Source organism: Methylobacterium fujisawaense, assembly GCF_039619325.1.
Taxonomy (GTDB): domain Bacteria; phylum Pseudomonadota; class Alphaproteobacteria; order Rhizobiales; family Beijerinckiaceae; genus Methylobacterium; species Methylobacterium fujisawaense.
In genome coordinates this window covers 2,165,270-2,189,976 of sequence record NZ_CP155000.1, presented here as the reverse complement: position 1 = coordinate 2,189,976, position 24,707 = coordinate 2,165,270, and the positions used below count along the sequence as shown (strand labels likewise).

General features: G+C 67.9%; 21 protein-coding genes and 6 pseudogenes. 19 read left to right on the top strand and 8 right to left on the bottom strand.

Annotation, left to right across the window (positions count from 1 at the left end):
- The first annotated feature begins 93 nt into the window (after positions 1 to 93).
- Entirely contained in the window at positions 94 to 1,926 is a 1,833-nt protein-coding gene (locus tag ABC766_RS10360; protein WP_345822140.1) for an alkaline phosphatase family protein, read from the top strand.
- Positions 1,927 to 2,137: 211 nt separating this feature from the next.
- On the opposite strand, the pseudogene ABC766_RS10355 reads toward ABC766_RS10360, so the two are convergent.
- Positions 2,138 to 2,257, bottom strand: a pseudogene (locus tag ABC766_RS10355) (GapR family DNA-binding domain-containing protein); the annotation flags it as partial.
- Positions 2,258 to 2,839: 582 nt separating this feature from the next.
- On the opposite strand from ABC766_RS10355, the pseudogene ABC766_RS10350 reads away from it, so the two are divergent.
- The 3 genes and pseudogenes from ABC766_RS10350 to ABC766_RS10340 all read left to right on the top strand — a co-directional run.
- Positions 2,840 to 3,202, top strand: a pseudogene (locus ABC766_RS10350) (DUF1109 domain-containing protein); the annotation flags it as partial.
- Between the two features lie 787 nt (positions 3,203 to 3,989).
- Entirely contained in the window at positions 3,990 to 4,394 is a 405-nt protein-coding gene (locus ABC766_RS10345; protein WP_345822139.1) for a MerR family transcriptional regulator, read from the top strand.
- Positions 4,375 to 5,655 (top strand): MFS transporter, encoded by a 1,281-nt coding sequence (locus tag ABC766_RS10340; protein WP_345822138.1) that lies wholly within the window; start codon positions 4,375 to 4,377, stop codon positions 5,653 to 5,655. The genes ABC766_RS10345 and ABC766_RS10340 overlap by 20 nt, the downstream gene beginning before the upstream one ends.
- Before the next feature lie 317 nt (positions 5,656 to 5,972).
- Here the strand turns inward: ABC766_RS10340 and ABC766_RS10335 are convergent, their stop codons facing one another.
- A complete protein-coding gene (locus ABC766_RS10335) occupies positions 5,973 to 6,617 on the bottom strand; it encodes a DUF1109 domain-containing protein (RefSeq protein ID WP_345822137.1) in 645 nt (214 codons plus the stop codon).
- Positions 6,614 to 6,967, bottom strand: a pseudogene (locus ABC766_RS10330) (sigma-70 family RNA polymerase sigma factor); the annotation flags it as partial. The pseudogene ABC766_RS10330 and the gene ABC766_RS10335, both read right to left, overlap by 4 nt.
- Before the next feature lie 72 nt (positions 6,968 to 7,039).
- Between ABC766_RS10330 and istA the strand changes: the two are divergent.
- Complete coding sequence (gene istA / locus ABC766_RS10325) at positions 7,040 to 8,338, top strand: IS21 family transposase (RefSeq protein WP_427902312.1); 1,299 nt, start codon at positions 7,040 to 7,042, stop codon at positions 8,336 to 8,338.
- The gene (gene istB, locus ABC766_RS10320; RefSeq protein ID WP_127991182.1) at positions 8,338 to 9,126 is read left to right on the top strand and encodes an IS21-like element helper ATPase IstB; all 789 of its coding nucleotides are present in this window, start codon (positions 8,338 to 8,340) and stop codon (positions 9,124 to 9,126) included. The genes istA and istB overlap by 1 nt, the downstream gene beginning before the upstream one ends.
- A gap of 68 nt (positions 9,127 to 9,194) precedes the next feature.
- Here the strand turns inward: istB and ABC766_RS10315 are convergent.
- Together ABC766_RS10315 and ABC766_RS10310 are read right to left on the bottom strand one after the other, a co-directional pair.
- Positions 9,195 to 9,404 (bottom strand): annotated as a pseudogene (locus ABC766_RS10315) (sigma-70 family RNA polymerase sigma factor); the annotation flags it as partial.
- Between the two features lie 326 nt (positions 9,405 to 9,730).
- Positions 9,731 to 10,084: a hypothetical protein gene (locus ABC766_RS10310; RefSeq protein WP_345822136.1), complete on the bottom strand. Its 354-nt coding sequence runs from the start codon at positions 10,082 to 10,084 to the stop codon at positions 9,731 to 9,733.
- A 934-nt stretch (positions 10,085 to 11,018) separates the two neighbouring features.
- Between ABC766_RS10310 and ABC766_RS10305 the strand changes: the two genes are divergently transcribed.
- The 10 genes and pseudogenes from ABC766_RS10305 (at position 11,019) to ABC766_RS10260 (ending at position 20,998) form a co-directional block, all read left to right on the top strand.
- Positions 11,019 to 11,252, top strand: a complete 234-nt coding sequence (locus tag ABC766_RS10305) for a hypothetical protein (RefSeq protein ID WP_345822135.1) — start codon at positions 11,019 to 11,021, stop codon at positions 11,250 to 11,252.
- Between the two features lie 214 nt (positions 11,253 to 11,466).
- Positions 11,467 to 11,745: pseudogene (locus tag ABC766_RS10300) on the top strand (sigma factor); the annotation flags it as partial.
- A 692-nt stretch (positions 11,746 to 12,437) separates the two neighbouring features.
- Complete coding sequence (locus ABC766_RS10295) at positions 12,438 to 12,893, top strand: FixH family protein (protein WP_345822134.1); 456 nt, start codon at positions 12,438 to 12,440, stop codon at positions 12,891 to 12,893.
- Complete coding sequence (locus tag ABC766_RS10290; protein ID WP_345822133.1) at positions 12,890 to 13,462, top strand: FixH family protein; 573 nt, start codon at positions 12,890 to 12,892, stop codon at positions 13,460 to 13,462. The genes ABC766_RS10295 and ABC766_RS10290 overlap by 4 nt, the downstream gene beginning before the upstream one ends.
- Positions 13,462 to 14,970: an efflux RND transporter periplasmic adaptor subunit gene (locus ABC766_RS10285; protein ID WP_345822132.1), complete on the top strand. Its 1,509-nt coding sequence runs from the start codon at positions 13,462 to 13,464 to the stop codon at positions 14,968 to 14,970. The genes ABC766_RS10290 and ABC766_RS10285 overlap by 1 nt, the downstream gene beginning before the upstream one ends.
- The gene (locus ABC766_RS10280) at positions 14,967 to 18,161 is read left to right on the top strand and encodes a CusA/CzcA family heavy metal efflux RND transporter (RefSeq protein WP_345822131.1); all 3,195 of its coding nucleotides are present in this window, start codon (positions 14,967 to 14,969) and stop codon (positions 18,159 to 18,161) included. The genes ABC766_RS10285 and ABC766_RS10280 overlap by 4 nt, the downstream gene beginning before the upstream one ends.
- A gap of 76 nt (positions 18,162 to 18,237) precedes the next feature.
- On the top strand, positions 18,238 to 19,236 hold the full coding sequence (locus ABC766_RS10275; protein WP_345822130.1) for an NAD(P)/FAD-dependent oxidoreductase: 999 nt from the start codon (positions 18,238 to 18,240) through the stop codon (positions 19,234 to 19,236).
- A gap of 591 nt (positions 19,237 to 19,827) precedes the next feature.
- A complete protein-coding gene (locus ABC766_RS10270) occupies positions 19,828 to 20,217 on the top strand; it encodes a copper-binding protein (RefSeq protein WP_345822129.1) in 390 nt (129 codons plus the stop codon).
- Between the two features lie 25 nt (positions 20,218 to 20,242).
- Positions 20,243 to 20,680, top strand: a complete 438-nt coding sequence (locus ABC766_RS10265) for a DUF411 domain-containing protein (RefSeq protein ID WP_345822128.1) — start codon at positions 20,243 to 20,245, stop codon at positions 20,678 to 20,680.
- Between the two features lie 48 nt (positions 20,681 to 20,728).
- Positions 20,729 to 20,998, top strand: coding sequence for a hypothetical protein (locus ABC766_RS10260; RefSeq protein WP_345822127.1), 270 nt, complete (start codon positions 20,729 to 20,731; stop codon positions 20,996 to 20,998).
- 348 nt (positions 20,999 to 21,346) lie between these two features.
- On the opposite strand, the gene ABC766_RS10255 is transcribed toward ABC766_RS10260, so the two are convergent.
- Positions 21,347 to 21,772 (bottom strand): helix-turn-helix domain-containing protein, encoded by a 426-nt coding sequence (locus tag ABC766_RS10255; RefSeq protein WP_345822126.1) that lies wholly within the window; start codon positions 21,770 to 21,772, stop codon positions 21,347 to 21,349.
- 69 nt (positions 21,773 to 21,841) lie between these two features.
- Between ABC766_RS10255 and ABC766_RS10250 the strand changes: the two genes are divergently transcribed.
- The 3 genes and pseudogenes from ABC766_RS10250 (at position 21,842) to ABC766_RS10240 (ending at position 23,228) form a co-directional block, all read left to right on the top strand.
- A complete protein-coding gene (locus ABC766_RS10250) occupies positions 21,842 to 22,267 on the top strand; it encodes a mercury transporter MerT (protein ID WP_345822125.1) in 426 nt (141 codons plus the stop codon).
- Positions 22,264 to 22,437, top strand: a pseudogene (locus ABC766_RS10245) (GDCCVxC domain-containing (seleno)protein); the annotation flags it as partial. The gene ABC766_RS10250 and the pseudogene ABC766_RS10245, both read left to right, overlap by 4 nt.
- Positions 22,438 to 22,799: 362 nt before the next feature.
- The gene (locus ABC766_RS10240; RefSeq protein ID WP_345822124.1) at positions 22,800 to 23,228 is read left to right on the top strand and encodes a DUF411 domain-containing protein; all 429 of its coding nucleotides are present in this window, start codon (positions 22,800 to 22,802) and stop codon (positions 23,226 to 23,228) included.
- 13 nt (positions 23,229 to 23,241) lie between these two features.
- Here the strand turns inward: ABC766_RS10240 and ABC766_RS10235 are convergent, their stop codons facing one another.
- Both ABC766_RS10235 and ABC766_RS10230 read right to left on the bottom strand, forming a co-directional pair.
- Complete coding sequence (locus ABC766_RS10235) at positions 23,242 to 23,979, bottom strand: NYN domain-containing protein (protein ID WP_345822123.1); 738 nt, start codon at positions 23,977 to 23,979, stop codon at positions 23,242 to 23,244.
- 324 nt (positions 23,980 to 24,303) lie between these two features.
- Entirely contained in the window at positions 24,304 to 24,705 is a 402-nt protein-coding gene (locus tag ABC766_RS10230) for a helix-turn-helix domain-containing protein (protein ID WP_345822720.1), read from the bottom strand.
- Between the last annotated feature and the right edge of the window lie 2 nt (positions 24,706 to 24,707).

Below are 24,707 nucleotides of genomic sequence, written 5' to 3'. Positions count from 1 at the left end.
CACCGAGATCCTTGGGACAACGTCCCTAGGATTTGTCACGCGCCCGTCATCGTTCAGGCTCACGCCGCAGACCGGATCACGTGGAGATTCGGTATGCGGCGTTTCTTTGTGTCCTGTCTTGTCGGTCTGTCGATCCTCGGCGCGGCTCAGGCTCAGCCGCAGCCTCGGAATGTCGTCCTGTTCATCGCGGACGGGCTCCGCGACGGCCTGGTGAACGCCGTGAACGCGCCGGCGATGGATGGCCTGATGAAGGCCGGGGTGCGGTTCACCAACACGCACTCCCTGTTCCCGACTTTCACGATGCCGAACGCCACCGCGATGGCGACCGGCCACATGCTCGGCGACACCGGCCAATTCGGGAACACGATCTACACGGCCTTCCCGGTCCCCGGGGCCGGAGAGAGCCTCACGCCGTTTCTGGAGAGCGACCCCGTCCTCGGCGACGTCGACGCGCATTTCGCCGGCAACTACCTCAACGAGGAGACGATCCTGCGGGCGGCTCACGCCCAGGGGCTCTCCACAGCCAGCATCGGCAAGCTCGGCCCATCCCTGGTCTTCGACCACACGGCGCGCTCCGGACAGGACAGCATCCTGATCGACGACAGCACGGGCCGGCCAAGCGGCATCCCGCTGAGCGACGACCTGCGCACGCGCCTGGACGCGGCCGGGCTTCCGCTGCAGGCGCCGACGCGGGGCGCCAACGGCCTGGCCGGAACCGCCGATTCGCCCGGGACGCTCGCCGCCAATGTCGAGCAGCAGGGCTACTTCACCGATGTGGCGACGAAGGCGGTCCTGCCGCTGTTCAAAGCCCGCGGAAAACCCTTCGTGCTCGTCTACTGGTCGCGTGATCCCGACGGGACGCAGCACAATCAGGGCGACAGTCTCGGCCGGCTCGTCCCGGGGATCAACGGACCGACGAGCCTCGCGGCGATCCGCAACGCGGATGCCAACCTGGCCGCGCTGCTCGGCGCACTGAAGGCGCTCGGTCTGGCGGAGACCACGGATGTGATCGTCACCTCCGATCACGGCTTCTCCACCATCTCCAAGGAGAGCGGGACCAGCTTCGCCGCTTCGCAGGCCTATAAAGGCGTGCCGAAGGGCCAGCTTCCGCCGGGCTTCCTCGCCATCGATCTCGCGCATGATCTCGGGCTCGGCCTGTTCGATCCGGATGCCAGGGGCATCAGGCTCGCCGCCGACGCCTTTCCGAGCCGGGCCAACGGCCTGATCGGCGCGGATCCGGCCAAGCCCGAGGTGGTGGTCGCGGCCAATGGCGGCTCGGATCTCGTTTACCTGCCGAACGGCGACCGGGCGCTGGTGCGCCGCGTGGTCGACGCCCTGGCGCGTCAGGACTACGTGAGCGGCCTGTTCGTCAGCGCGACCCTCGGCCCGATCCCGGGAACGCTGCCCCTCTCGGCGATCGCCCTCGACGGGTCGGCGCTGACGCCGATGCCGGCCATCGTGGTCAATTTCCGGAGCTTCTCGACCGGCTGCGCCGATCCGACCACCTGCGGGGTCGAGGTCTCCGATACCGGGCTGCAGCAGGGGCAGGGCATGCACGGCAGCTTCTCCCGCGCCGATACCCGCAACGTCATGGGCGCGGCAGGGCCGAGCTTCCGGGCGGGCCTCGCGAGCGCGGTGCCGGCGAGCAATGCTGACCTCGGCAAGACCATCGCCCAGCTCCTGGGCCTCACGATTCCCGGCAAGGGCCGGCTGGTCGGCCGTGTCCTGACCGAGGCGTTGGCCAATGGCAGCACGCCGACCTTCGCCCGGGCGGAGCTGCGCTCGGAGCCGGACGCCGCCGGCCACGTGACGGCGCTCGCCTACCAGACGGTGGGCGAGATCCGTTACTTCGATGCCGCCGGATATCCCGGCCGCACCCTCGGCCTCGACAGTCCTGCCGTGTCGGCCGCCGCGGAGGCGCACTGAGCGTCGCACCGTTCGGCCAGCGGGGCGGAGCGCACGGAACGCTGTCCAACCCAACCCCCTCGTCCCGAGACGTCCGCGTCCGCGGGCTTCGAAGGCGAGCTCCAGGGAGCACGGCGCTCCCTGGTCTGCTCCGTCGAGACCTCCGCTGGGCTGCAGGCCCTCAGGCAGAGGATGGCGCGGACGGGTGGGCGTGCGGTGCCGCCTGGTCCGACTACGCCATGCCGAGGGCCTGCATGTAGAGCTCGAGGATCGCCTCCTGCTCCTGGCGCTCGCTGTGATCCTGCTTGCGGATGCGGAGAATCGTGCGGACGGCCTTCGCGTCGAAGCCTTTTCGACCCGATGCTGGATGTAGCGCATGTGTAGCGCTATCCAATCCTCTCGCACTAGGATGAAATTACTATTCATTGATGCGCCTCGCTAGCACATAGCTGCCCGATGTACAGCAGCGGCGCCTCGGGCAGATCCGGGTCAACGTCAAAGCGAGAGTGCGTTGAGCCGCCGAGAGCCGGGCGTGGCACGCGGCCGTGGTCGAGTTCGTGCGCAGGGTGGCGAAGTATTCGTAGTGGCCGAAGCCGTGGAGCGGCGACATCGGGCCGGGATCCTCGCCGGTCACGGCCCGGATCGCGCGGGCCACCTGCATAGGGGTCGCCTGCGCGAGGTCGAGCCTGACGTCGGCGCCGGCGACGAGGGCGGCGGGGAGGAAGCGCTCTAGGTCCTGGCTGATCCCGCAGACGCGGTCGCCTCGGGCGTCGGCGGGCCGAGACGCGGCCAGAGCCGACCTCGGGACAGTCCTACGTTCTCAACGACCTGACCTTGTTCTTCATGTCGGAGAAGGTGGGGTGGGACGCGTCGCTGCCGCAGGGGCGTTGTCGGACCACCCATAAAGTCGGATGCACGCCCGTAAAGCCGGTGATCCGCCCTGCCGTTCGTCGCGGTCGCGGCGCTCGCGGGGGCGAGCCTGGCGATGACCCCGCGCGAGCACTGGCATGGCCTGATCTCGGGCCACACCTGGCTCGAATGCCTCGTCTCGATCCCCCTGATCGCCGTCGTGCCGTTCGCCGTTGTCACCTGGGCTGTCCGACGGTTCGGGGCACCGACGGACCTCGTGCGGGCCGGGGCCCTGGTCGGCCTCGCCTCGGGTGCGATCAGCGCGCTCGGCTATTCCCTGCACTGCATGGACGACACCGTGCCGTTCGTCGCCGTCTGGTACGGGGGGACCATCGCGCTGTGCACGCTGGCGGGTGCGCTGCTGGGACCGCGCCTGCTTCGATGGTAGCGAACAAGCCGGGAGCGTACCCAGCCGGCCGGCGAAGATGACGGGGTATGGTGGCGCCGGCCGCGGCACCAAAAAGAATTCGCGTGGCGCTGTAACGGTGAGCGCGGGATTTGCGGACTCAAGGAAAGGAGCAGCGAGCTTCCGAGTAACAATCGAGTTCCGTCATGAGAACCAAGATCGTTCCCGTCGTCGCCGGCATTGCAATGCTTGCCTCACTGCCAGGTTACGCCTTCGCGGGGCGGATGGACAACGTCCCGTCCCGCTTCGTACCCCAGACGCACCGGACGCCGCCCCGTCCTGTCGAATCGGTGGAGGTCGGCTCGACGACCGGGTCGATCACCGGGATGCCCCGGCGTCCTTCCGCCGACAGGCCGGCTCGTCCCACCCGGGACCTCTGACGCCGTGGGGGGCCAAGCCGGCGAGGGGGTGTACCTCTCGCTCGCGAGTGCACTCGGTCGGAAAATCAGCTAAGCGGGCATCAGCGTTCGACCAAGGTTGATCGAAGTGGCCTTTGGTACTTCCTCCCGCTTAATCCTGCTGATGGGTTGATGCTGACCACCATCGGTGTGACATCAAAATCGGCCGTCGCCCTCGCAGGCGGCCTGCGATGTTCTAACCTCCTGGCGAAGGGCTGACTTCAGGTCGGAGGACGATCAGGTCTCGGCCATCCCGTTCACGAACTCACTTTAGGGTGCGCCGCGAGGCTTCAGGACCGCTGCCGTCTTCCCTCACCGACCCTATTGACCCCGTACCATGGTACGGAGGGTATAGAGGTCCGGACATGAGCATGCAGCATCTGACCATCGGGAAGGCCGCCGCCGAAGCAGGCGTGAGCGTTGAGACGATCCGCTTCTACGAGCGCCGGGGCTTGATCCAGCAACCGCCGAAGGGTGAGGGATATCGCGTCTACCCGGCCGAGATGGTCACCCGCGTCCGCTTCATCCGGCAGGCGCAGCAGATCGGCTTCTCCCTGCGCGAGGTGCAGGAGCTTCTGTCTCTGCGTGCCGATCCGGCCGCCGACTGCGCTGACGTGCGCCGTCAGGCAACGCAGAAGATCGAGGAGGTGGATCGGAAGATCGCTGATCTTCAGCGCGTCCGGGCCGCCCTGAAGACTGTGGTCTCGGTCTGCCCCGGCAGAGGTGGACTGACAGATTGCACGATCATGGCCGCGCTTGAAGACCCGGCACGATGAACTCTCGGCAGGGGTGATGATGGCCGTGATGCCGCAGGATCGGCAGGACATCGAACGGGAACGCCTACTCCGGGTGCTCTCGGCCGCCACCTTCGTGATCTTTTTTCAGGCATTCATGGTCGCCCCGATCATCCCGACGCTGGCGGCAGCGTTCGGGGTATCGCCTCAGGATGCCGGTCTGATCGTTCCGGCGTACCTCGTGCCCTACGGGGTCGCCACGCTGGCCTATGGCCTGCTGGCTGACCGCTACGGGCTCTGGCGCATCATGGCTGGTTCGCTCCTGGCTTTCGCCATCCTTACCGTCGCAACAGCTACGGCGCGTTCGGTGGAAGAGCTCGCGCTCTGGCGCGTGGCGGCCGGCCTTGGGGCCGCCGGCGTCGTGCCGTTGGCTCTCACCCTCGTCGGCAAGCTGTTCCCATACGAGCGTCGCGGCCGACCTCTCGGCTGGCTGTTCGGAGCGATGGCGGGCGGCATGGCTTTCGGCTCGACCTTCGGAGCCGTGCTTGAGCCCTTCATCGGCTGGCGTGGCCTCTTCCTGGCGGTGGGGCTTGCTGGGCTGACTGTCCTCCTCGTCCTGCTACCTCGTCGCCGCCTACTCAGCGGTGCCGCTCCGGCGGCTGGAGGAGGTCTCGGTGCGCTGCTTCGAGGCTACGGAACCTTGCTCGGGACGCCGCGCGGCGCACGCACCTACGGCTTCGTGCTGGCGAACTCGATGTTCCACTCCGGGGTCTTCACGTGGCTCGGACTCTACTTCGAGCGGCGCCACGGCCTCGGGTCGGTCGGCATTGGACTGGCGCTGGTCGGTTACGGCCTTCCCGGCTTCCTGTTCGGCCCTATGATCGGCCGAATGGCCGACCGGCATGGCCGTGGTCGGCTCCTGCCGTTCGGTCTCGCCCTCAGCGCCATCGGGGCCGCTGCCTTGATCCCCAACGTGCCCCTCGCCGTCGCGGTCGTGGCCGTGACGGTGCTCTCGCTCGGGTACGACACGACGCAGCCGCTGTTCGCGGGTATCGTCACTGCCCTCGGTGGCCCTCGACCGGGACAGGCGATGGGCCTCAACGTGTTCACGTTGTTCCTCGGCTTCGGGCTCGGCAGTCTCGTGTTCAGTGAGGTGCTTCGCGTCGGCTTCGGCACCGCGCTGCTGCTATTCGTTGCAATCGAGTTTGTGCTTGCCGTTGCGGCGATCAGGCTGTTCCATGCCGAGCGGCCAGCCCTCGCCAACCAACCGGGAGGGAAACATGCCCCGCAACCCGGCGCGTAGATCGTCCCTTGAGACCAAGCTTGTCGCCCTGCTTAGGCAGGCGTGCTCTGAGCGGGAATTCGATACGGCCGATCACCTGCTACGTGCCCTGGAATGCCTCGCTGAAGATGCTGACGTGCATCCGCATGGTGAGCCGTCCTGCCTGGACGAAGGCTACCTGATCATCGCCGAGGAGTTCCGGCCGGAACCCTCGACTGAGCCTTGTGGCCGACATGGGCGGCATAAGAGGCGCTCGCACTGACGCGACGCTTCACCCTCAATCGGTGCCCATCAGGTTCATCAAGCCCTGAAGTGCATGCTCTTATGCCGGGTGCCGATCACCAGCGGAGCAAGCGTGGTCCAAGCAACGCGCCGGCGAGCGTGCAGGACGCGATGGTGCCGCCGTACCAGAGCGCCACGAAGGGGACGGAGTCGTCCATGCAGTGAAGGGCGTAGCCCATCGCGCTGATGCCGCCTGCGACGAGGCCGACGAGCGCGCCGGTGCGGACCAAGTCGGTCGGGGCGGCGAACCTGCGGACGGCCCAGACCAGAACTGCGAACGGCACCACGGCGATGATCGGGATCGAGACGAGGCACTCCAGCCACATGTGACCGACCAGCATATGGTCCCAATGTGCGCTCGGAGCCGAGGCGAGGCTTAGGGCCGCGAGCGCCATGATGGCGCCGAAGGGCAATAGCGCCGCGAGCACAGGGGCCCGGGCCTCGCCGCCCGGCCGGGCAACCTTGGCGAGGAGGCGGGCGGCGAGGACGACGATGCCGGCGCTGAAGACGAGCTTCAGCAGGAGAAAGCCCAGCACGCCGGGCGAGGCGAGGTCCGGGCGAATGCCGAGCGCCAGGAGCGCGATACAAAGTGCTGCGCCCGCACCGAGCGCAGCGGCGAGGCCAACGCCCCGCGTGAGCCGGCGGCGGTCGATCGGCCCGCTGTCCGTGCTCAGCATCTCGATCAGATCGTCCGTCCTCATCTTGCCTTACCCTGACTGACGGCCGCTGCCATGGCCTTGATGCCGCGATGCACGCTGACCTTGATGGCGGACTCCGACATGCCGCAACGCTTGGCCGCCTCCGCGACGCTCATCCCATCGAGCTTCACGAAGCGGATCACCCGGCGCATCTTCTCCGGAAGGCCCGCCAAGAGGCGGTCGAGGTCGTGCGCGCTCTCGGCACCGACATGGTCGTCCTGTGCCTCGAAGTCACCCGCGTCCTCGATAGGCACGTCGGTCATGGAGAAGCGGTTGCGGCGCAGGTGATCGATCAGCTTGTAGCGCGCGATGGCCTGCACCCACGGCGTGAACGGCTCGCCCGTGTCATAGGTGTCAGGCGACACGGCAAACTGACCCCCTGACGCCATGAGGATCTGACCCCCTCGATGAGCGAGGAGGTCGAGATGATCAGGAACGAGGCTCAGGCTCTGACGCGGATGGACGATCCGTGGAGGGCCGAGATGAAGACGCCGGACGACGTGTCGGCGATGATGCGGCTGCAGGCGCTCGGCTGGGGCGCGAAGCGGATCGCAGCCGAGCTTGGCTGTTCGAAGAACACGGTGAAGCAGTGGCTGCGACGGGGGGATTGGCGCCCCTGCGCGACGCCCTCGCGCTCGAAGCAGCTCGACGGCTTGGCGGACTGGCTGGTCGAACGCTTCCGGCAGCATGCGGGCAACGCCGACGTCGTGCGCCAGGATCTGGCGACCGAGAAGGGCATCCACGTCAGCCTGCGCACGGTGGAGCGGGCGGTCGCGCCGTTGCGGCGGGATCTGGTGATCGCCGCGCGGGCGAGCGTGCGGTTCGAGACGCGGCCGGGCGAGCAGATGCAAATCGACTTTGGCGAACGGCGCGTCGAGATCGGCGGCGTGCCGACTCGGGTCTCCCTGTTCGTAGCGACGCTCGGCTACTCGCGCCGCCTGCACGTGCGTGCCTTCGGCCACGAACGGCAGGAGGACTGGTTCGCCGGGCTGGAGAGCGCTTTCCGGGCTTTCGGCGGCGTGCCACACGAGGTGTTGCTCGACAACGCTCGCGCCCTGGTCTTGCACCACGACCCTGTGAGCCGCGAGGTCGTCCTGCACCCGCGCCTGCACGCCTTCTCCCGCCACTGGGGCTTCCGGGTGCGGGCCTGCGCCCCGTACCGGGCGCGCACGAAGGGCAAGGACGAGCGCGGCGTCGGCTACGTCAAGAACAATGCCGTGGCCGGCCGCCGCTTCGCGAGCTTCGCAGCCCTGGAGGCGCATCTCGATGCCTGGACGCGGGACGTCGCCGACCGGCGCGTGCACGGCACGACCGGCGAGGCGCCGGGCGAGCGGTTCGCCCGCGACGAGGCTCGGGCGCTACGGCCGCTCGCGGGCGTGCCGCCGTTTTCCGCCGCGCGCGATCTCGTGCGCCGGGTCGGAGCGGACTGCGCGGTTGCGGTCGACGGCAACGCTTACTCGGTACCCTGGCGGCTGATCGGTGAGCGGGTGCGGGTCACCGTGAGCGGAGCGGTGGTGCGCGTCCACCACGGCGGACGGGAGGTCGCCGCGCATGCCGAACTGAAGGGACGTCACGGCCGTGCGGTCGACGACGCTCATCTGGCCGGGCTCGTGGGTAGCCGTGAGCGACCGGCTCATCGGCGCGACCCGCCTCCTCTCGTGGCGACGCCGGAACTGCTGCGTCCGCTCGCCGAGTACGAGGCTGTCGCCGGGGGAGGCTTCTGATGAGCGAGGAACACGATCACCTCACCGTACTGCTCGACCGCCTGAAGCTGACGGCCATGCGTGACCAACTCGACAGCCTGATCGACGAGGCCGGCCGGGGCGAACTGACGATCCGCGAGGCGCTGACGCTGTTCTGCGAGCGGGAGATCGCCCGGCGCGATCAGCGGCGCATCGACATGGCCTTCGGGCTGGCCCGCTTCCCGTTCGTGCGCGACCTGACCGGCTTCGACTTCGGCGCACAGCCCTCGTTGGACAAGGCGCAGATCCGCGAGATCGCCACCGGCCGCTTCATCGCCAACGGTGAGGCGGTGCTGCTCCTCGGACCACCCGGGGTGGGCAAGACGCATCTGGCGGTGGCGATCGGGCGTGCGGCGATCGTGGCCGGCTACGGCGTGTTGTTCACCCCAGCCACGACGCTCGTGGCGCAGTTGGCCAAGGCGCACGCCGAGGGGCGGCTGGAGGAGCGGCTGACGCACTATGCCAAGCCGAAGCTGCTGATCATCGATGAGCTCGGCTACCTGCCGTTCGAGCCGGATGCCGCGCACCTGTTCTTCCAGCTCGTCAGTCGCCGCTACGAGCGCGGCGCGATGCTGGTGACCTCGAACCGGGCGGTGGGCGAGTGGGGCAGCGTGTTCGGGGACGCGGTGGTGGCCACCGCCATCCTCGACCGGCTGCTGCACCATAGCCACGTCGTCACCATCCGCGGTGACAGCTACCGCCTGCGCGAGAAGCGTCGCAGCGGACTTCTACAGAGGGCCGCTATCGTCCCCAACCCCACGCCCGTCTAGGCGAGGAAACCGGCATGGGGGTCAGATCCTCGTGACGCGAAGGGGTCAGTTCCGGTTGTCGCTTGAAAATAGGTATGCCGGCGCGTATGGATCGCCATAAGCGTGTCCTGCACGAGGTCCTCCGCCTCCGTTTGGCTCCGTCCGATGCGCGCCAGCTTGCCCCTGTAATAGGCCCGTAGGTGCCGGCTGAGCCGATCCAGCAGGGTCCGGTACGCGCCCGCGTCACCGTCCAGGCCGGCCCTCATCAGGCCTCTCAGCTCAAGTTCACTGGCAATCATCGGGCACTCCCAACCAAGTTCGGGAGGCACGCGCCAATGGTTACAATTCCACGCCGGCATGGTGTCGGTGCGGCCAAGTCACGGCGGCTTACAACGCGGGCTGTCGCCCAAAGCGCTTGGTCATGTGCCGGAGCGCGAACGGTAAGTCTTCGTGCACGACCGTGCGCCGAAGACGGTCGGCCATGGGCCGGGTCACGGTGGAATAACATCGATCTCGTCCTGGATTGTCGTAAGGGCCGGCGTCCTCAGCGCGGGACCTCGGCGCAAGACCGCGCAAGGCCAATCGCCAGAAGCGCGGCTACGGGCGCGCCAGCTGGACTGCGCGCCTAACTCAGGACGGGGCTCTTGGGCGGAAACGGATCAGGCGGCGCCTGCAGGCTCACGCCCTCGACATCTGCGAGTACGTACGCGAACGAGGCCCCGATGATCTGGGGGCCGACCGCCGCCGGGGCGATGGCGATAAAACCGGCGCACAGCAGAGAGCAGGCCGCGAAGGCTTTCCCTCCCTCGTCGCATCCATCGCAACCGTCGGGCATCGATGCCTGCATCGCCGCCACCGGCATGGAGGCCTTCATGTGCGCGGCCTGCACGCCATGCAGCGCGAACCCCGCCACGAGGGCGAGGGTCAGGAACCACGCGCAAACGGAACGGGACCGCAGCCAGGACATCCAGACCGGCATAACAGGCCACCGCGGGCACCGGAAGGGCGCGCATAGGCTGGTCAATCGGTTCGACGTGCAGGGCCGCAGGGTTGGGAGCCGGCGCGGCGGTCCAGGCGGGAAGGCGCCCCTACACCGCCGGATGCTTCAGGGGCGCCGACCCTGATCAGGTGTGCTGGCGTTCAGCGGGTGTCACCCCGGTTATCCACGTTGTAACGAAGCGTCCGCTGCCCTCGAACTCAGCACCATGGAAGCGATGTCGCAGGTGGCTCGCGGCTCCCGTTGCGGCGGCTCGCCTCTCGGGTCGGTGCGGGTGCCACGGCTGCGGATCGCGCTCCAGGCCGGCGAGGGACACGCGGCGCTAATCCACCCCCGTCAGAGACGGGTTGGACCTGATCGCACATGAGCAGGGCGGCTTCGATGGGTATGGGCCCTGCGCGGGGGAGGCGCATCGGTCGCCGAAACCAGGCTGCACGAGACGGCTGCGCCAGACCTGGAGACGGTGTCGCGACGTTCACCGAGGGCGCTCGGGCTCAGACGAAGACGCGAACCTATGTGATCTTCGAATGTCGGTTCGCCCAAGATCTGTTCTGCGCAGTTTCGACAAGCCTCTCGATCCCGGGCTTCCTCATCGGTGGGGCGTGGCGGTTCCGGGGTACCCTCGGCAAGCAAGGCTTCATGCCGACAGGCTTTGACGCGGCATCGGCCCGGAAGTCGCTCAGCCGTGACGGGTTCTACCTGTTCTCTTCGACCCGAACCGAAGATTGAGGCCTGCCGCGGCGTGCGCATCCTTCCGTCGGGCGGAAGAGCGTTCCCCGCTGGGGGTAAATTCGACGGCTCCTGCCACGCCTGCCATGCCGCATAAAAATTTCGGGCACTCTGTAACGGCCTCCACGAGGCATCCGAAGTCATAGACGGAAGCAGCAAACTTCCAGGTAAAGAAACGAGTCCCGCCATGAAGAACAAACTCATTCCCATTTTCGTCGGCATTGCCATGGTTAGTGGACTGCCTGGTTACGCCTCCGCAGGCTGGATGGACAACGTTCCGCTCCGTTTCTTGCCTCAGGCGCACCAGACGGCGTCGCGTAATCTGGAAACACGCGATGCCGGCCTCACAACCGGATCGATCAGCGCTACACCCCAGCGCCCGGTGACCCATCGGCCAGCGCGGGCCCGAGCGAACTTCTGACGCGACGGGGCGGTTCTGACGGGGCGGTCCGAGTCCGGTCGGGCTGCAGGCTCCACCGGACCGCCACGGCCGGCATCAATCCAGCTCCCACCGATGCCGCTTCTTTCGGAAGGGACATCGGTGTTTTCATCCTGCAGAACACCGGCAGGTCCATCGCGCCTGAGTTCCGGATCCCGCCCCGTCCCGCTACCGTAGCGGGATCCATCGGTTTCCGATGCCGGAGCCGGCGGAGGAGTTCTTCCCCGCCAAGCTCTGACGCGACCAGGGTGACCGCGAGGCCGCCCATCGGCTTGTGACGTCGCACCTTCGCCTCGTGGCCATGACCGCCATGGGCTCTCACGGCTTCGGCCTGCCGGCCGGCGAAGTCGTGTCCGAGGACGAAGTCGGATTGATGCAGACGGTCGGGCGCTTCGACCCTGACATAAGATCCCGCCTGGCAACCTACGCCATGTGGTGGATCAAGGCGGCGATCCAGGAATACATCCTTCGCTCGTAGCTGCTCTTGAAGATGAGCACCACGGCGAACCAGAGGAAGCTGTTCACGGGGCCGTGTTTCGGCATCCTCGTCCCGCTTGGGCAAACCCAGCCAACGAGCCTTCGCGGACGCACCTTTCGGCCGACCATTCCGATGCCGCCGTTGATCGTCCGGCTCTGTTCCGGCCCGGTGGGGCGTGAGGAGAAGCGCCTCCTCGTCGAGTCGCACGGCGCTACGAGGAGGACAGGCGTCGCGTGCGGATGTTCGTTCCCGTCCTGCCCGTAGGCAGTGAAGCATCCGGCCATCCCTGATGTAACGGAATAATTTTCCGCCCCGAACTTATGATCAAAGCCGCCACACAGACGGCGCATCCATCAAAGTTTGGCGGACCAGATCGTGCAGCACCATGGCGGCATCACTCCCGCAACACCGACCTTTGCCGACCTCGCACGGGCGGCACCCGGTTGGGAGCTGCGAGGTGGCCAAGCCGCCCTTCGGCAGGTCGAGGCTGCCGTCCAAGAACGGCATACCGCTGAGACGACGGGAAGCCTCGCGGGCCCCTGCGACCGCGCCCCGATCATCCACGACGGACACGGGCGGGACCTGCGGAGCCGCACCCGCGGAAATGCGAAGTCCCCGGAGCGCCGGCCCATCCAGCAGAACCTCGGCGCCACCACAGGCGGTCCTGAATTTTGAGCACTCTTCCTCGTATGCCTTCATCGGCCCGCGCTTTCGCCCAGGCCGCTCTCGTGCGGCGGCACCTCCCGTCGTGGCGCGTGCTCGTGCTGGTGCTGCTCCTCATAGGCGCCAGCGTCGCCATCGCGTCGTCCTCCAGTCGCAACTCTTCGGACCATTATGCCTTCGAGCTCGTCGAGCGTGAGGTGAAGCAAGGTTACGGCACGACCATCCTGGTCCGTCTCGTCGACGAGCAGACCGGCAAGGTGGTTCCGAACGCGGTCTTGTTCATCAGCCGGATCGACATGTCGCCTGACGGGATGGGCCAGATGGCGGCTCCCCTGGAACTCCAGGCCGATACGCTGCCCGGCTACTACCGCTTCGAGACCGACCTCTCGATGGGTGGCGCCTGGGCGCTCACGCTCGCCGCCAAGATCCCCGGCCTTCCAGATCCGGTCCAGCGCAGGCTCGTCCTGCAGGCAGTGCAATGATGCATCAGAACACGCCCTTCCATGACTTCGAGGAGTTCGAGACCTCACCAGGTGGCAGCGGCCGAGCAAGATGGATCATGGGCACCGCCCTGTTTGCCATGACCCTCGTGGCCGCGGTCGCCCTCGGCTACGGCTTCGGACGCGGGACCTGGGTGGTCCCAAGTGCGATCTACGACCACGTTCCGGCCGCTCTTGCCGGTTGGCTGCCGCACCGGGGCACGAAGTCCGAGGCAGCGGGTACACCGGCCGCACTCAAGGATTACGCCTTCGATCTCGTCGGGGGCCAAGCCAAGCAGGGCGAGGCCGTGCTGACGGTGCGCCTGGGGCACAAGACGACGGCCAAGCCGGTCCCGGACGCAATCGTCTTCGCGCACCGCCTCGACATGGCGCCGGCCGGCATGCCGACCATGACGACGGAGCTGGAGCCGCAGCCCGCGACCGAGCCCGGCCTGTACCGATTCAAGACCAACCTCACGATGGCGGGCGATTGGCAGCTCTCGCTGGCCGCCAAGGTGCAGGGCCAGACCGGCACCGTGCAGAACCAGCTCGCGCTCAAGGTGGTACCGTGATGGACCAGAGGACGCCTTTCCCGCTCTCCGAGGCCCAAGGACGCCGGGGCGGTCCCTCGCGCCTCGCGGCCCGGATCGCCGGCCTCACGCTCGTGCCGATCGCGCTCGTCGGCGCGGTGCTGGTCGGACTGACGGCCGGCGAGGCCGACTGGCCCCTGCCAGCCTGGGTCCCGGCTCCGGTCTCGGGCCTGCTCGTCAGGGACGGGGCGGGTCCGGCGGTGGATGCACCCATCCTGTACTACCGCGATCCCGACGGAAAGGCCGCCTACGCGCTGGCGCCGGCCAAGACCCCCGATGGGCGGGACTACCGGCCCGTCCGGATCGGCGAGGATGTCGGCTTCGAGCCAAAGCCGGCGGAGCCGGCCGGGGGCATGCCCGGCATGGCGGAGAACGGGGCCAGGAAGGTCCTCTACTACCGCAACCCGATGGGGCTGCCGGACACCTCGCCGGTGCCGAAGAAGGACTCGATGGGGATGGACTACATTCCCGTCTACCCGGGCGAGGCCGAGGACGGCAACACCGTCAAGATCTCGCCCGGCAAGGTCCAGCGCACCGGCGTCCGCTCGGAGCCGGTCGAGCGCCGCGTCATCAGCCGACCCGTACGGGTGCCGGGCACCGTGACGTTGGACGAGCGGCGCGTCACCATCGTGGCCACCCGTTCCGACGCCTATGTCGACCACGTCGAGAACGTCACCACCGGAGACCGGGTGCGCAAGGGTCAGCCCCTGGTCGACGTCTACTCGCCCGAGATCAACGCCGCCGCCGCCCAGCTCATCGCCAACCCGGGCTTCGACGGCTCGCGCCGGCGCCTGCAGAACCTCAACGTGCCGGCCGAGGTCATCGCCGAGATGGAGCGCACCCGGAAGGTGCCGATGGCCATCACCTGGTCGTCGCCGCGCGATGGCGTGATCCTGCAACGAACGGCCATCGAGGGCATGAAGGCCGCGGCCGGCGACACCCTGTTCCGAATCGGCGACATCTCGGTGATGTGGGTCCTGGCCGATGTACCCGAGTACGACCTCGGCAGCGTCAAGGTCGGCCAGCCCGTCACGGTGAGCGTGCGCTCGCTGCCGGGACGCATGTTCACCGGCAAGGTCGCGCTGATCTACCCGCAGGTGAACGCGCAGACCCGCACCACGCGCGTGCGGATCGAGTTGTCGAACCCGGACGGGGTGCTGTTGCCCGACATGTACGCCGACGTCGAGATCGGGACCGGGGCGACGAAGCCCGTCGTCGCGGTCCCGAACGACGCCGTCCTCGACACGGGTGCGCGCCAGGTCGTGCTCGTCGACAAGGGCGAGGGCCGGTTCGAGCCGCGCGAGGTCAAGGTCGGTGCGCGCGACGAGCGCTACACCGAGATCCGCGACGGCGTGCAGGCCGGCGAGCAGGTCGTGACCGCGGCCAACTTCCTGATCGACGCCGAGAGCAACCTGAAGGCGGCGCTGCAGAGCATGGCGGCCCCGACGCCGCCGGCTCCGCAAGCGCAGGGCGAGGAGAAGCCGCAATGATCGCCCGCCTGATTGGCTGGTCGGCCCGCAACCTCGTCCTGGTCCTGATCGGCACCGTGTTCGCGGTGGCGGCGGGCCTCTACGCCGTGCGCACGCTGCCCCTCGACGCCATCCCGGATCTCTCGGACGTGCAGACCATCGTCTACACCGAGTACCCGGGCCAAGCCCCGCAAGTGGTGGAGGATCAGGTCACCTATCCGCTGACCACCGCCATGCTGACGGTGCCGAAGTCGAAGGTGGTGCGCGGCTTCTCGTTCTTCGGCGTCTCGTTCGTGTACGTCATCTTCGAGGATGGCACCGACCCGTACTGGGCCCGGAGCCGCGTGCTCGAATACCTCAACGCGGCCGGGAGTAAGTTGCCGTCCGGCGTGACGCCGACGCTCGGCCCTGACGCGACCGGCGTCGGCTGGGTCTACCAGTACGCCATCGTAGCCAAGCAGCGGACGCTCGCCGAGCTCCGCTCGCTCCAGGACTGGGTGGTGCGCTTCGGGGCCTCGCGCGCCGAGGGCGTGGCCGAGGTCGCGGGCGTCGGCGGCTTCGTCAAGCAGTACAACGTCGTCGTCGACCCGAACCGCCTGCGGGCGCAGGGCATCTCGCTGGGCAAGCTGCGGGACGCGATCCGGTCGAGCAACGCCGACGTCGGCGGCCGCACGGTCGAGCTCTCCGAGTTCGAGTTCATGGTGCGCGGGCGCGGCTACGTGAAGAGCGTCGCCGACATCGAGAACATCGTGCTGAAGACCGACGCCGGCACGCCCTTGCGGGTCCGGGACGTGGCCCGGGTCGAGCTCGGGCCTGACGAGCGGCGCGGCATCACCGAGATGAACGGCGAGGGCGAGGTCGCCGGCGGCATCATCCTGCAGCGCTTCGGCGCGAACGCGCTGAACGTCATCGAAGGCGTCAAGGCCCGCTTGGCCGAGGTCGCCAAGAGCCTGCCGGCCGGCACCGAGATCCTGCCGGTCTACGACCGCTCGCAGCTCATCGACGCGGCCATCGACACCTTGAGGCACACCCTCGTCGAGGAGAGCGTCATCGTGGCGCTCGTCTGCATCGTGTTCCTGCTGCACGTGCGCAGCGCGCTCGTGGCCATCCTGATGCTGCCGGTCGGCATCCTCATCGCGCTCGGCGCCATGCGGCTGCTCGGCATCGGCGCCAACATCATGTCGCTCGGCGGCATCGCCATCGCGGTCGGCGCCATGATCGACGCCGCCATCGTGATGATCGAGAACGCCCACAAGCATCTGGAGCGCTCCCCCCCGGGCAAGCCCCGGGTCGAGATCCTGGTGGAGGCGGCGGCCGAAGTCGGCCCGTCGCTGTTCTTCTCGCTGCTCGTGATCACGGTCAGCTTCCTGCCGATCTTCACGCTGGAGAACCAGGAGGGCCGGCTGTTCGGGCCATTGGCCTTCACCAAGACCTTCTCCATGGCGGCGGCGGCGCTGCTCTCCGTGACGCTGGTGCCCGCCCTGATGGTGTTATTCGTGCGCGGGCGGATCATCCCCGAGCACCGCAACCCGGTGAACCGCTTCCTGATCTGGGTCTATCGCCCGGTGATCAAGGGCGTGCTCAGGGCCAAGGTCCTGACCATCGTGCTGGCCGTGGTGGCGCTCGGCCTGACGATCTGGCCGGCCCGCCAGCTCGGCTCTGAGTTCATGCCGGACCTGAACGAGGGCACGCTGATGTACATGCCCACGACCCTGCCGGGCATCTCGGTGACCCAGGCCGGCGAGCTGCTGGCGACCCAGGACCGGATCATCAAGTCCTTCCCGGAGGTGGCCTCCGTCTACGGCAAGGCCGGGCGCGCCAACACCGCCACCGACCCGGCCCCGGTGGAGATGTTCGAGACCATCATCACCCTGAAGCCGAAAGCCGAGTGGCGTCCCGGCATGACACTCGCGAGCCTCAAGGCGGAGATGGACAAGGCCCTGCAGTTCCCGGGCGTGTCGAATGCCTGGACGCAGCCGATCCGCGCCCGCATCGACATGCTCTCGACCGGAATCCGTACGCCGGTCGGCATCAAGGTCTACGGCACGGACCTCACCGAGATGGAGAAGGTCGCCCGTCAGGTCGAGGCGGTCGTCCGGGCCGTGCCGGGCACGTCGAGCGCCTACGCCGAGCGGGTCATCGGCGGGTACTTCCTCGACATCGCGCCGGACCGCGAGGCGCTCGGGCGCTACGGCCTGATGGTCGGCGACGTGCAGGACGTCATCGCGACCGCGCTCGGCGGCCAGAGCGTCACCACCACGGTCGAGGGCCGCGAGCGCTACACCGTGAACGTGCGCTACCCGCGCGCCTTCCGCTCGGACCCGCAATCCATCGCGCGAGAGGTGCAGGTGCCGTTGCCGAACGGCGGGACGGTGCCGCTCGGCGAGGTCGCCAAGGTGCAGCTCACGCGCGGGCCGACCTCGATCCGGACCGAGAACGGCCAGCTCGCGGTCTACATCTTCGTCGACCTCACGGGGCGCGACCTCGGCGGCTACGTCGCCGACGCGCGGGCGGCGGTCGACAAGGAGGTCCAGCTGCCGCAGGGCATGAGCATCCAGTGGAGCGGCCAGTTCGAGTACCTGGAGCGGGCGGAGGCCCGGCTGAAGATCGTGGTCCCCGTGACGCTGCTGATCATCTTCCTGCTGCTGTACCTCAACTTCCGGCGGCTCACCGAGACGTTCATCGTCATGCTCTCGCTGCCGTTCTCGTTGGTCGGGGGCGTCTGGCTGATGTGGTGGATGGGCTTCAACATGTCGGTCGCCGTGGCGGTCGGGTTCATCGCGCTCGCGGGCGTCGCCGCCGAGACCGGGGTGATCATGCTGATCTATCTCGACCATGCCTGGGACGAGCAGCGGGCCGAGGTTGCCGCCATGGGCCGGGAGGCGACACGCGCGGACCTCTACCGGGCGATCATGGTCGGGGCGGTCGAGCGGGTGCGGCCCAAGATGATGACGGTGGTCGCCATCATGGCCGGCCTGGTGCCGATCCTGTGGAGCACGGGCGCGGGCTCCGAGGTGATGCAGCGCATCGCGGTGCCGATGATCGGCGGCATGGTCTCCTCGACGGTGCTGACGCTCGTCGTGATCCCGGCCATCTACGGCCTGGTCAAGGCCCGTGGCCTTCCGCATCGAAGCCGAACCGGCATCGGAGCGCCGAGCGCCGATCAGGCCCTGGTCCGCGTGCGGCCGCGCCTCGTCAATCCCGCCGAGTGAGCGCGCGGCGGTCGCCCACGGGTGCCCGGCCGGCGCGAACAGCCCTGGTCATCGACGACGGAGAGGAGCCGGAACCATGCCGGAGAGCGTCTTGGATTGCCTCGTCATCGGCGGCGGACCGGCCGGCCTGACGGCGGCCATCTACCTGGCCCGCTTCCGCCGACGGTTTCAGGTGATCGACGCCGGCCGGAGCCGGGCGGCCCTGATCCCGACCTCGCACAACCATGCCGGCTTTCCCGAAGGCATCCACGGCAGGACGCTCCTGGGCCGGATGACGGAGCAGGCGCGCCGGTACGGCGCCCACATCGTCCACGGCTCCGTCACGCACCTGGAGCGCCGCCCGGACGGTGTCTTTGTCGCGGCCGTCGGTTCGGAGCGGATCGCGGCGCGTACGGTCCTGCTCGCGACCGGGGTCGTCGACCGCGAGCCGGCGCTGCCCGACGTGCCGGACGCGATCCAGCGCGGGCTGGTGCGCCATTGCGGGATCTGCGACGGCTACGAGGTCCTGGGCAAGCGGGTCGCGGTGATCGGCCATGGAAGCTCAGGCCTGAACGAGGCCGTGTTCCTGAGGACGTATACCTTCGACGTCACGCTGCTGTCGCTCGGCTGCCCTTTGACCCTGGCGGAGGATGAGCGGCGGAGGGCGGCGGAGGCCGGGATCGGGGTGGTCGAGGAGCCGGTCGCGTGCGTGGTCGTCGACGGTGACCGAATCCGTGCCCTGGCCATGCGCGGCGGGGATCACCGATCCTTCGATGCCCTCTACTCGGCGCTGGGCAGCGACGCCCGATCCGACCTCGTGCGCGGCCTCGGCACGCATCTGGACGACAAGGGCTGCGTGGTCACGGACGAGCACCAGAGGAGTTCGACCGACGGCCTGTTCGCGGCTGGCGACGTGGTGCGCAGCCTCGACCAGATCGGCGTCGCGATGGGCCAGGCCGCCATCGCCGCGACGGCGATCCACAATCGCCTGCGCGGGGTGCCCTCTCCGAAGGGGGCCCCCGACGAGACCCTCTCGTTCTCGCCCCAGGATCTCTGCACCGGCCGCACGCCGCTGCACGAGGCTCGACAGGGTTGAGAACGCGGGTCCTCGTCAACCACGCCCTCGTCTTCATGATCGGGGGTTGGCGCCGTCCTCGGTCCCGCTCCCTTCGCTCGGGGTCGCGGCGCAGGGTACGGGCTGGTGCTCATGGCCGCCGCGATGACCACCGTGGTCCTCGAACCGCGGCTACAGTTGGCAGGTCGGGGTCGGCGCCTACGTCGTCGGCTTCCTGAGCGCGTCGCGGCTCCTTTCGGGGCCTGACACATCGCACCGCCGTCGCCGGCCCGGGTATCTCTGGGTGAGCGGGTCGAGGATCATCGGCATGCTTGCCTGGCGTGGCGGCCAGGTCGTGTGTCCGCGTATCGTGCGGCGGCCGGACAGCGCCGGGCCGTGTCGTCCCGACCTCATCGAGGCTCGAAGGTGAGCGGGAGGTCGAGGACCGTCAGCCTGCGCCGGTGGACAGGGCTCGATCCAGGAACGGAACGCGGAAAGTAACCTTTCTCCGGCCGGCCCCGAAGTCTTGTGGGATGGCGGCCATGCGCGTGGCTGTGCCGTCGCAACACAGGTCCCGGATCCGGAGCGGGCGCCAGCAAGTCGGTCCGCGCCGCCGGAGCAAGGAGAAAAGGGATGATGGTGCCTAACCTCGGCCAGTCACGCCGGACCGGAACTCTGGCCGCTGCGGCCGCCCTGCTTCTCGCCGGAGCCGTGCAGGTGCAGGCTGCGCCGCCCGCCAAGATGGGCGACATGCCGGGCATGAGCGGCAACGCCGGCTCGGACAGTGCGAAGGGCCAGACGGCCAGCGCGACGGGCACGGTCGCGGCGGTGAATGCCGGGCAGCGCAAGGTCACCTTCGATCACGGGCCGATTCCGGCGATCGGCTGGCCCGCGATGCACATGGAGTTCCCGGCGGCGCAGTCGGTCGACCTGACGAAGGTCAAGCCGGGCGAGAAGGTCCAGTTCACGCTGACCGGATCCAAGGGCAACTACACGGTCCAGTCGATCACTCCGGCTCCGTGAAGCCAACCCAGTCGGAGGGCGTGAGATGATGAGACGACGCACGGTCCTCGCGCTGCTTCTTGCGGTCACCGCGCCGGCGAGGGCCGTGGCGCATGAGGTGCACGGCGCAATCCTCTACAAGAACCCGCAATGCCAATGCTGCGACGCCTACGCCAAGGTGCTTCAGCGCAGCGGCATTCCGGTCACCGTGAAGGCGACCCCGACACTGGCGGCGCTCAAGCGCGAGCACGGGGTGCCCGAAGCGCTCCAGGGCTGCCACACCCTGCTCATCGACGGCTACGTCGTCGAGGGACACGTGCCGGCGGCGCAGGTCAAGCGGCTGCTGGCAGAGCGGCCGGCCATCAAGGGCATCTCGCTGCCCGGCATGCCCGCGGGCTCGCCCGGCATGGACGGCGAGAAGACGGAGCCGTTCACGATCTACGAGATCGGGGACGGTGCCCCGAAGGTCTTCGCGCGGGAGTAGTGCGAGGGCAGGACTGAACTCACACTCACCGGACGAGAGGAGAGAGATATGTCCAAGGCTTCGAAGTTCGCGACCGCCGCATTTCTGGGCGCCGGCCTGGTTGCCGGGATCGCGGCGGCCTCGGCCGAACCTGCCACGACGCCCCCTGGATCCCCGGACAAGAGCATGATGCAGGACGGGATGATGCAGGGCGGCATGATGCCGATGATGCAGGAGATGTCGAAGATGATGGGGAACTGCAACAGGATGATGCAGACCATGATGGACCGGCAGAACCAGGGCGGATCGGGCCAGCAATCTCCTGACAAGCGCGGCTGAGTTGCACAAGGCTAGTCCGGTCTGCGCAGCTTCAGCCCTAATCTGAGACACGAGAACTGCGGGCGCAGAGCAAAACCCGACTTTGCGGCGTCCGCAGCCGAGCCCGCCATGCATCACGTCATGCCAGGCGTTGCAGGCCGTCCAGACCCCGCTTGCTTACCTTAGCCAGCCTGACCTCCACCGGTCAGATTCAGGCCGGACGAAAACTGTAAGGAGGGGCGGCGCCCAGACCCCTCCCGCCTATGGGGTCGGCACCAGCATCATCAGGCTCATCGAGCGCAGCCGTTTTACTGCGTAACTCCTATCGGATCGACTAAAGAAGGAGGGATCGGGTACATGCTCTGAAGCTCAACCGCTGAGGGCCATCATGTCGAGCACTTGGCATCCGGGAGCAGCTTCACCCGAGCACTGTTCTATGGTCCCGGACAGGAGCCGTTCGAGCCGGATCAGGTCGGAGATCTTCGCGCGCACCCGGTCGAGGTGGTGCGCTGCGATCTTCTGCATCTCGCTGCAGGACGCCTTGCCGGGCTGGCGCAGTTCGAGAAGCGCCCGAACCTCGTCGGGGGTGAAGCCGAGTTCGCGCCCGCGCCGGTTAAAGGCCAGGGTGCGCACGTGCTCGCTGTCGTAGGACCGATGCCCGCCTTCAGTGCGCGGAGGAGCAGAGAGCAGGCCGGTCCTCTCGAAATACCGGATGTTCTCGATGTTGACGCCGGTCAGCCGCGACAATTGATCGATGGTGAGGGCTCCGCTTCGTGCACCCGTGCTCGCACCCATGAAGATAGCCCTTGATCCTGTAGCAGCTACAGAATGCAGGGTAGCTCCACATCATGGTGGAGACGAGACATGGCCCTGGAACAGGCCCCGCCTGCGGAACTTTCCGATCACGGACCGGCGGCGGTCGGCGTCGGCGGCATGGCGGCTCTTGGCGCGATCACGGGGGTCGGTGCCCTCGTCGCCTCGTCGTGCTGCGTGCTGTCCATCGTCCTGGATGGCCTCGGGGCCGGTGCCGGGATCTTCACCGTGCTGGGCGTGCTGGCCCCGTTTCGTATCCCGCTGATGGCCGCCAGCCTCCTCGCCGTGGTCGTCGGCTGGGTCCTCTACGCGCGTCGGCGACAGGCCGCCTGTGGCTCGGACGGATCGTGCACGGCTCCACGTCGGTCGCAAGCGGCGACGGTGCTCCTCAGCCTCGCTACCATCCTCATCATCGCGGCTGCGGCCGGGGGTTACTTCGAGCCCGCCCTGATCAAGATGCTACGGAGCGTCCGATGAAACTTGTCTCGACCCTGACTTGTCCGGAGTGCGGGCGTTCCGCATCGGAGACGATGCCGACCGATGCCTGCCAGTTCTTCTACGAATGCACGGGGTGCGGGACCCTGCTGCGTCCGAAGTCGGGCGACTGCTGCGTCTACTGCTCGTACGGCAATGTCCCGTGCCCACCGAGCCTATGTGAAAACGAAAGCGCATGCCAAAACTATAGAACAATCTTCTATTCGACAGATAATCGGCCCAGCCGCGTGGAGGTTTTGACGCGGTTTATGCCTCTATTTCGGCGCTGCTCAGGTTGTCCTCGGGAAGATTCTTCTACCGCTCCTGCGTTTTCACACACCCTCCACCCGTTCAGGAAGCTCGGGCACGGAATGAACCGGCGCGTTGCTGCAGGGCCTGAGCGGCCGCTTGGTGAGTGATGTTCGCGAGCCTAGCTCCTGCCAGAGGACAAGCAGCGGATCGTGCGACAGCTCCAGACTGGCGGCGCGGTCGTGCCGAAGGTCGGCGACGGCATCAACGACGCACCGGCGCCTCCGTGCTCGTAACGGCGATTGGCCGGTCACGGTGGCGAACGGCCGATGTCCTGTTGCCGGTGGTGGTGACCAAGGACCCGAGCTGCGGCTGCTGCGAGCGGTGGGTCATCCACCTGCGCGGGACCGGCTTCACCGTGACCGATGGCCTGGTGAACCCGCTCAAGATCCGCCTGGGTGTGTCTCGCGAGCTTGCCTCCTGCCACACCGCCCAGATCGGCGGCTACGTGATCGAGGGGCACGTCCCGGCCGGGGCGATCAAGCGGCTCCTCGCGGAGAGGCCCGAGGGAACGGGTCTGGCCGTGCCGGGCATGCCGGTCGGTTCGCCCGGCATGGAGGTCGAGGACATGCAGCCCGAAACCTACGACGTCGTCCCGTTCGGGAACGACGGACGGTCGACGTCCGCGCGGTACCGGGGCGGGGAACCGTCCTGAGGCCGCGGCGGGTTCAGCGTTCGGGCATCGCCGCCGGCGCGGCCGCCTTCGCCCCCGACTTGGGCGCGGGCTTCGGACGCTCGTCCCACATCACGTAGCCGGCCGGCGGGTCGTACTCGTGCGGGCGCATGACGGAGGCCTGCCCTTCCGCGGTGACGAGCCCCGGGAACAGCGCCCTCTCGATATGCTCCCGGTTGAGCGCGATCTTGTGCGGGGTGTGCGACAGGATGTGCTGCGAGTGGGTCCGGCCCGGGGGGCTGACGCTGACGAGCTTCTTGCCGGGAAAGCGCTTGGCGAACAGCTTGGCCGTCGCCGCTTGGTCGGTATCGGCCGTTAGGAGATACGCAGTATCCATAACGTCCTGTACGGCATCGTCGTAGACGCTGAGCGCGAGATTGATGTCCGTGGCCTTCTCGGTCGGTTTCTGCCAAATGGAGCCACAGTCCCGGCACTTGGCGTCTTCATGGCTGAAGTGGCCGAGGACGGTCTCGACGCCGACCAGCTTGAGCGCCCGGACCAGGCGTTCGTGGCGGATTTTCTTGCTGTGATCGCCCGGGTAATAGGCCGTGCAGAACACGACGCGGACGAGCTCCTCCGACTGCCGCGGGATGATCGACTCCCCCAGCTTCCGGAAGTTGCACCACTTCAGGAAAGGCTCTCCTAAGTCGTTGACCGAATGATATAAATTGAAACCGTCGATGTAGAGTGCGGCCCGGATCGTGGATTTTTCCGCTTGACTATCCAGCCCCATGCACTCATATCCGATCCGTCAACGCTGAACGGTGCGCCGTCAGCAACCCATGGGCTCCGGCCCGTGTGAAGCCCACAGGTTCCAACCTGTGGGCTTCTTGGTTTCCGAGGCCGTTCTATTCTGAGTTCGCCTCGCGTGGTACTATCTTTTTTCCCTCGTGGGCTGGCCGCGCCGGCCCTTCCCGCCTTGACCGCCGGCCTGGTATCCCCGGGTCTCGGATGGTCGCGGCGACGGTCGCCGCCGCGGGTTCGTGGCCAAGGGGCTGTTCGAGAGCCGGGTGCCGATGGCGCCTTACGTCGCTCGCCGACCCCGGACCCAGGTCGCTCATGCGGGTCCCCCCAACGGCGACAGGGCCTCGATGATGCGGCAGTCGGCGACCGACCCGCAGCCGCACTGGCCGATGACCTCGCGGAGTTCCGAGGCGAGCCGGGTCAGGTCGGCCAGCTTGCGCTCCACGTCGGCGAGATGGGCGCGGGCGATGGTATCGACCTCGCCGCAGGAGCGCTCCCGGTCGTCCGCCAGGGCGAGCAGGTCCCGGATCTGGTCCACGGTGAAGCCCAGGGCGCGACCGCGGCGGATGAAGCTCAGCCGGCGCAGGTGCTCGGGCCCGTAGAGCCGGTAGTTCCCGCTCGACCGCGCCGGCGGGGGCAGCAAACCGACCTTCTCGTACCACCGGACCGTCTCGACACGGGTCTGCGTGGCCTCCGCGAGGCTGCCGATGGTCATGG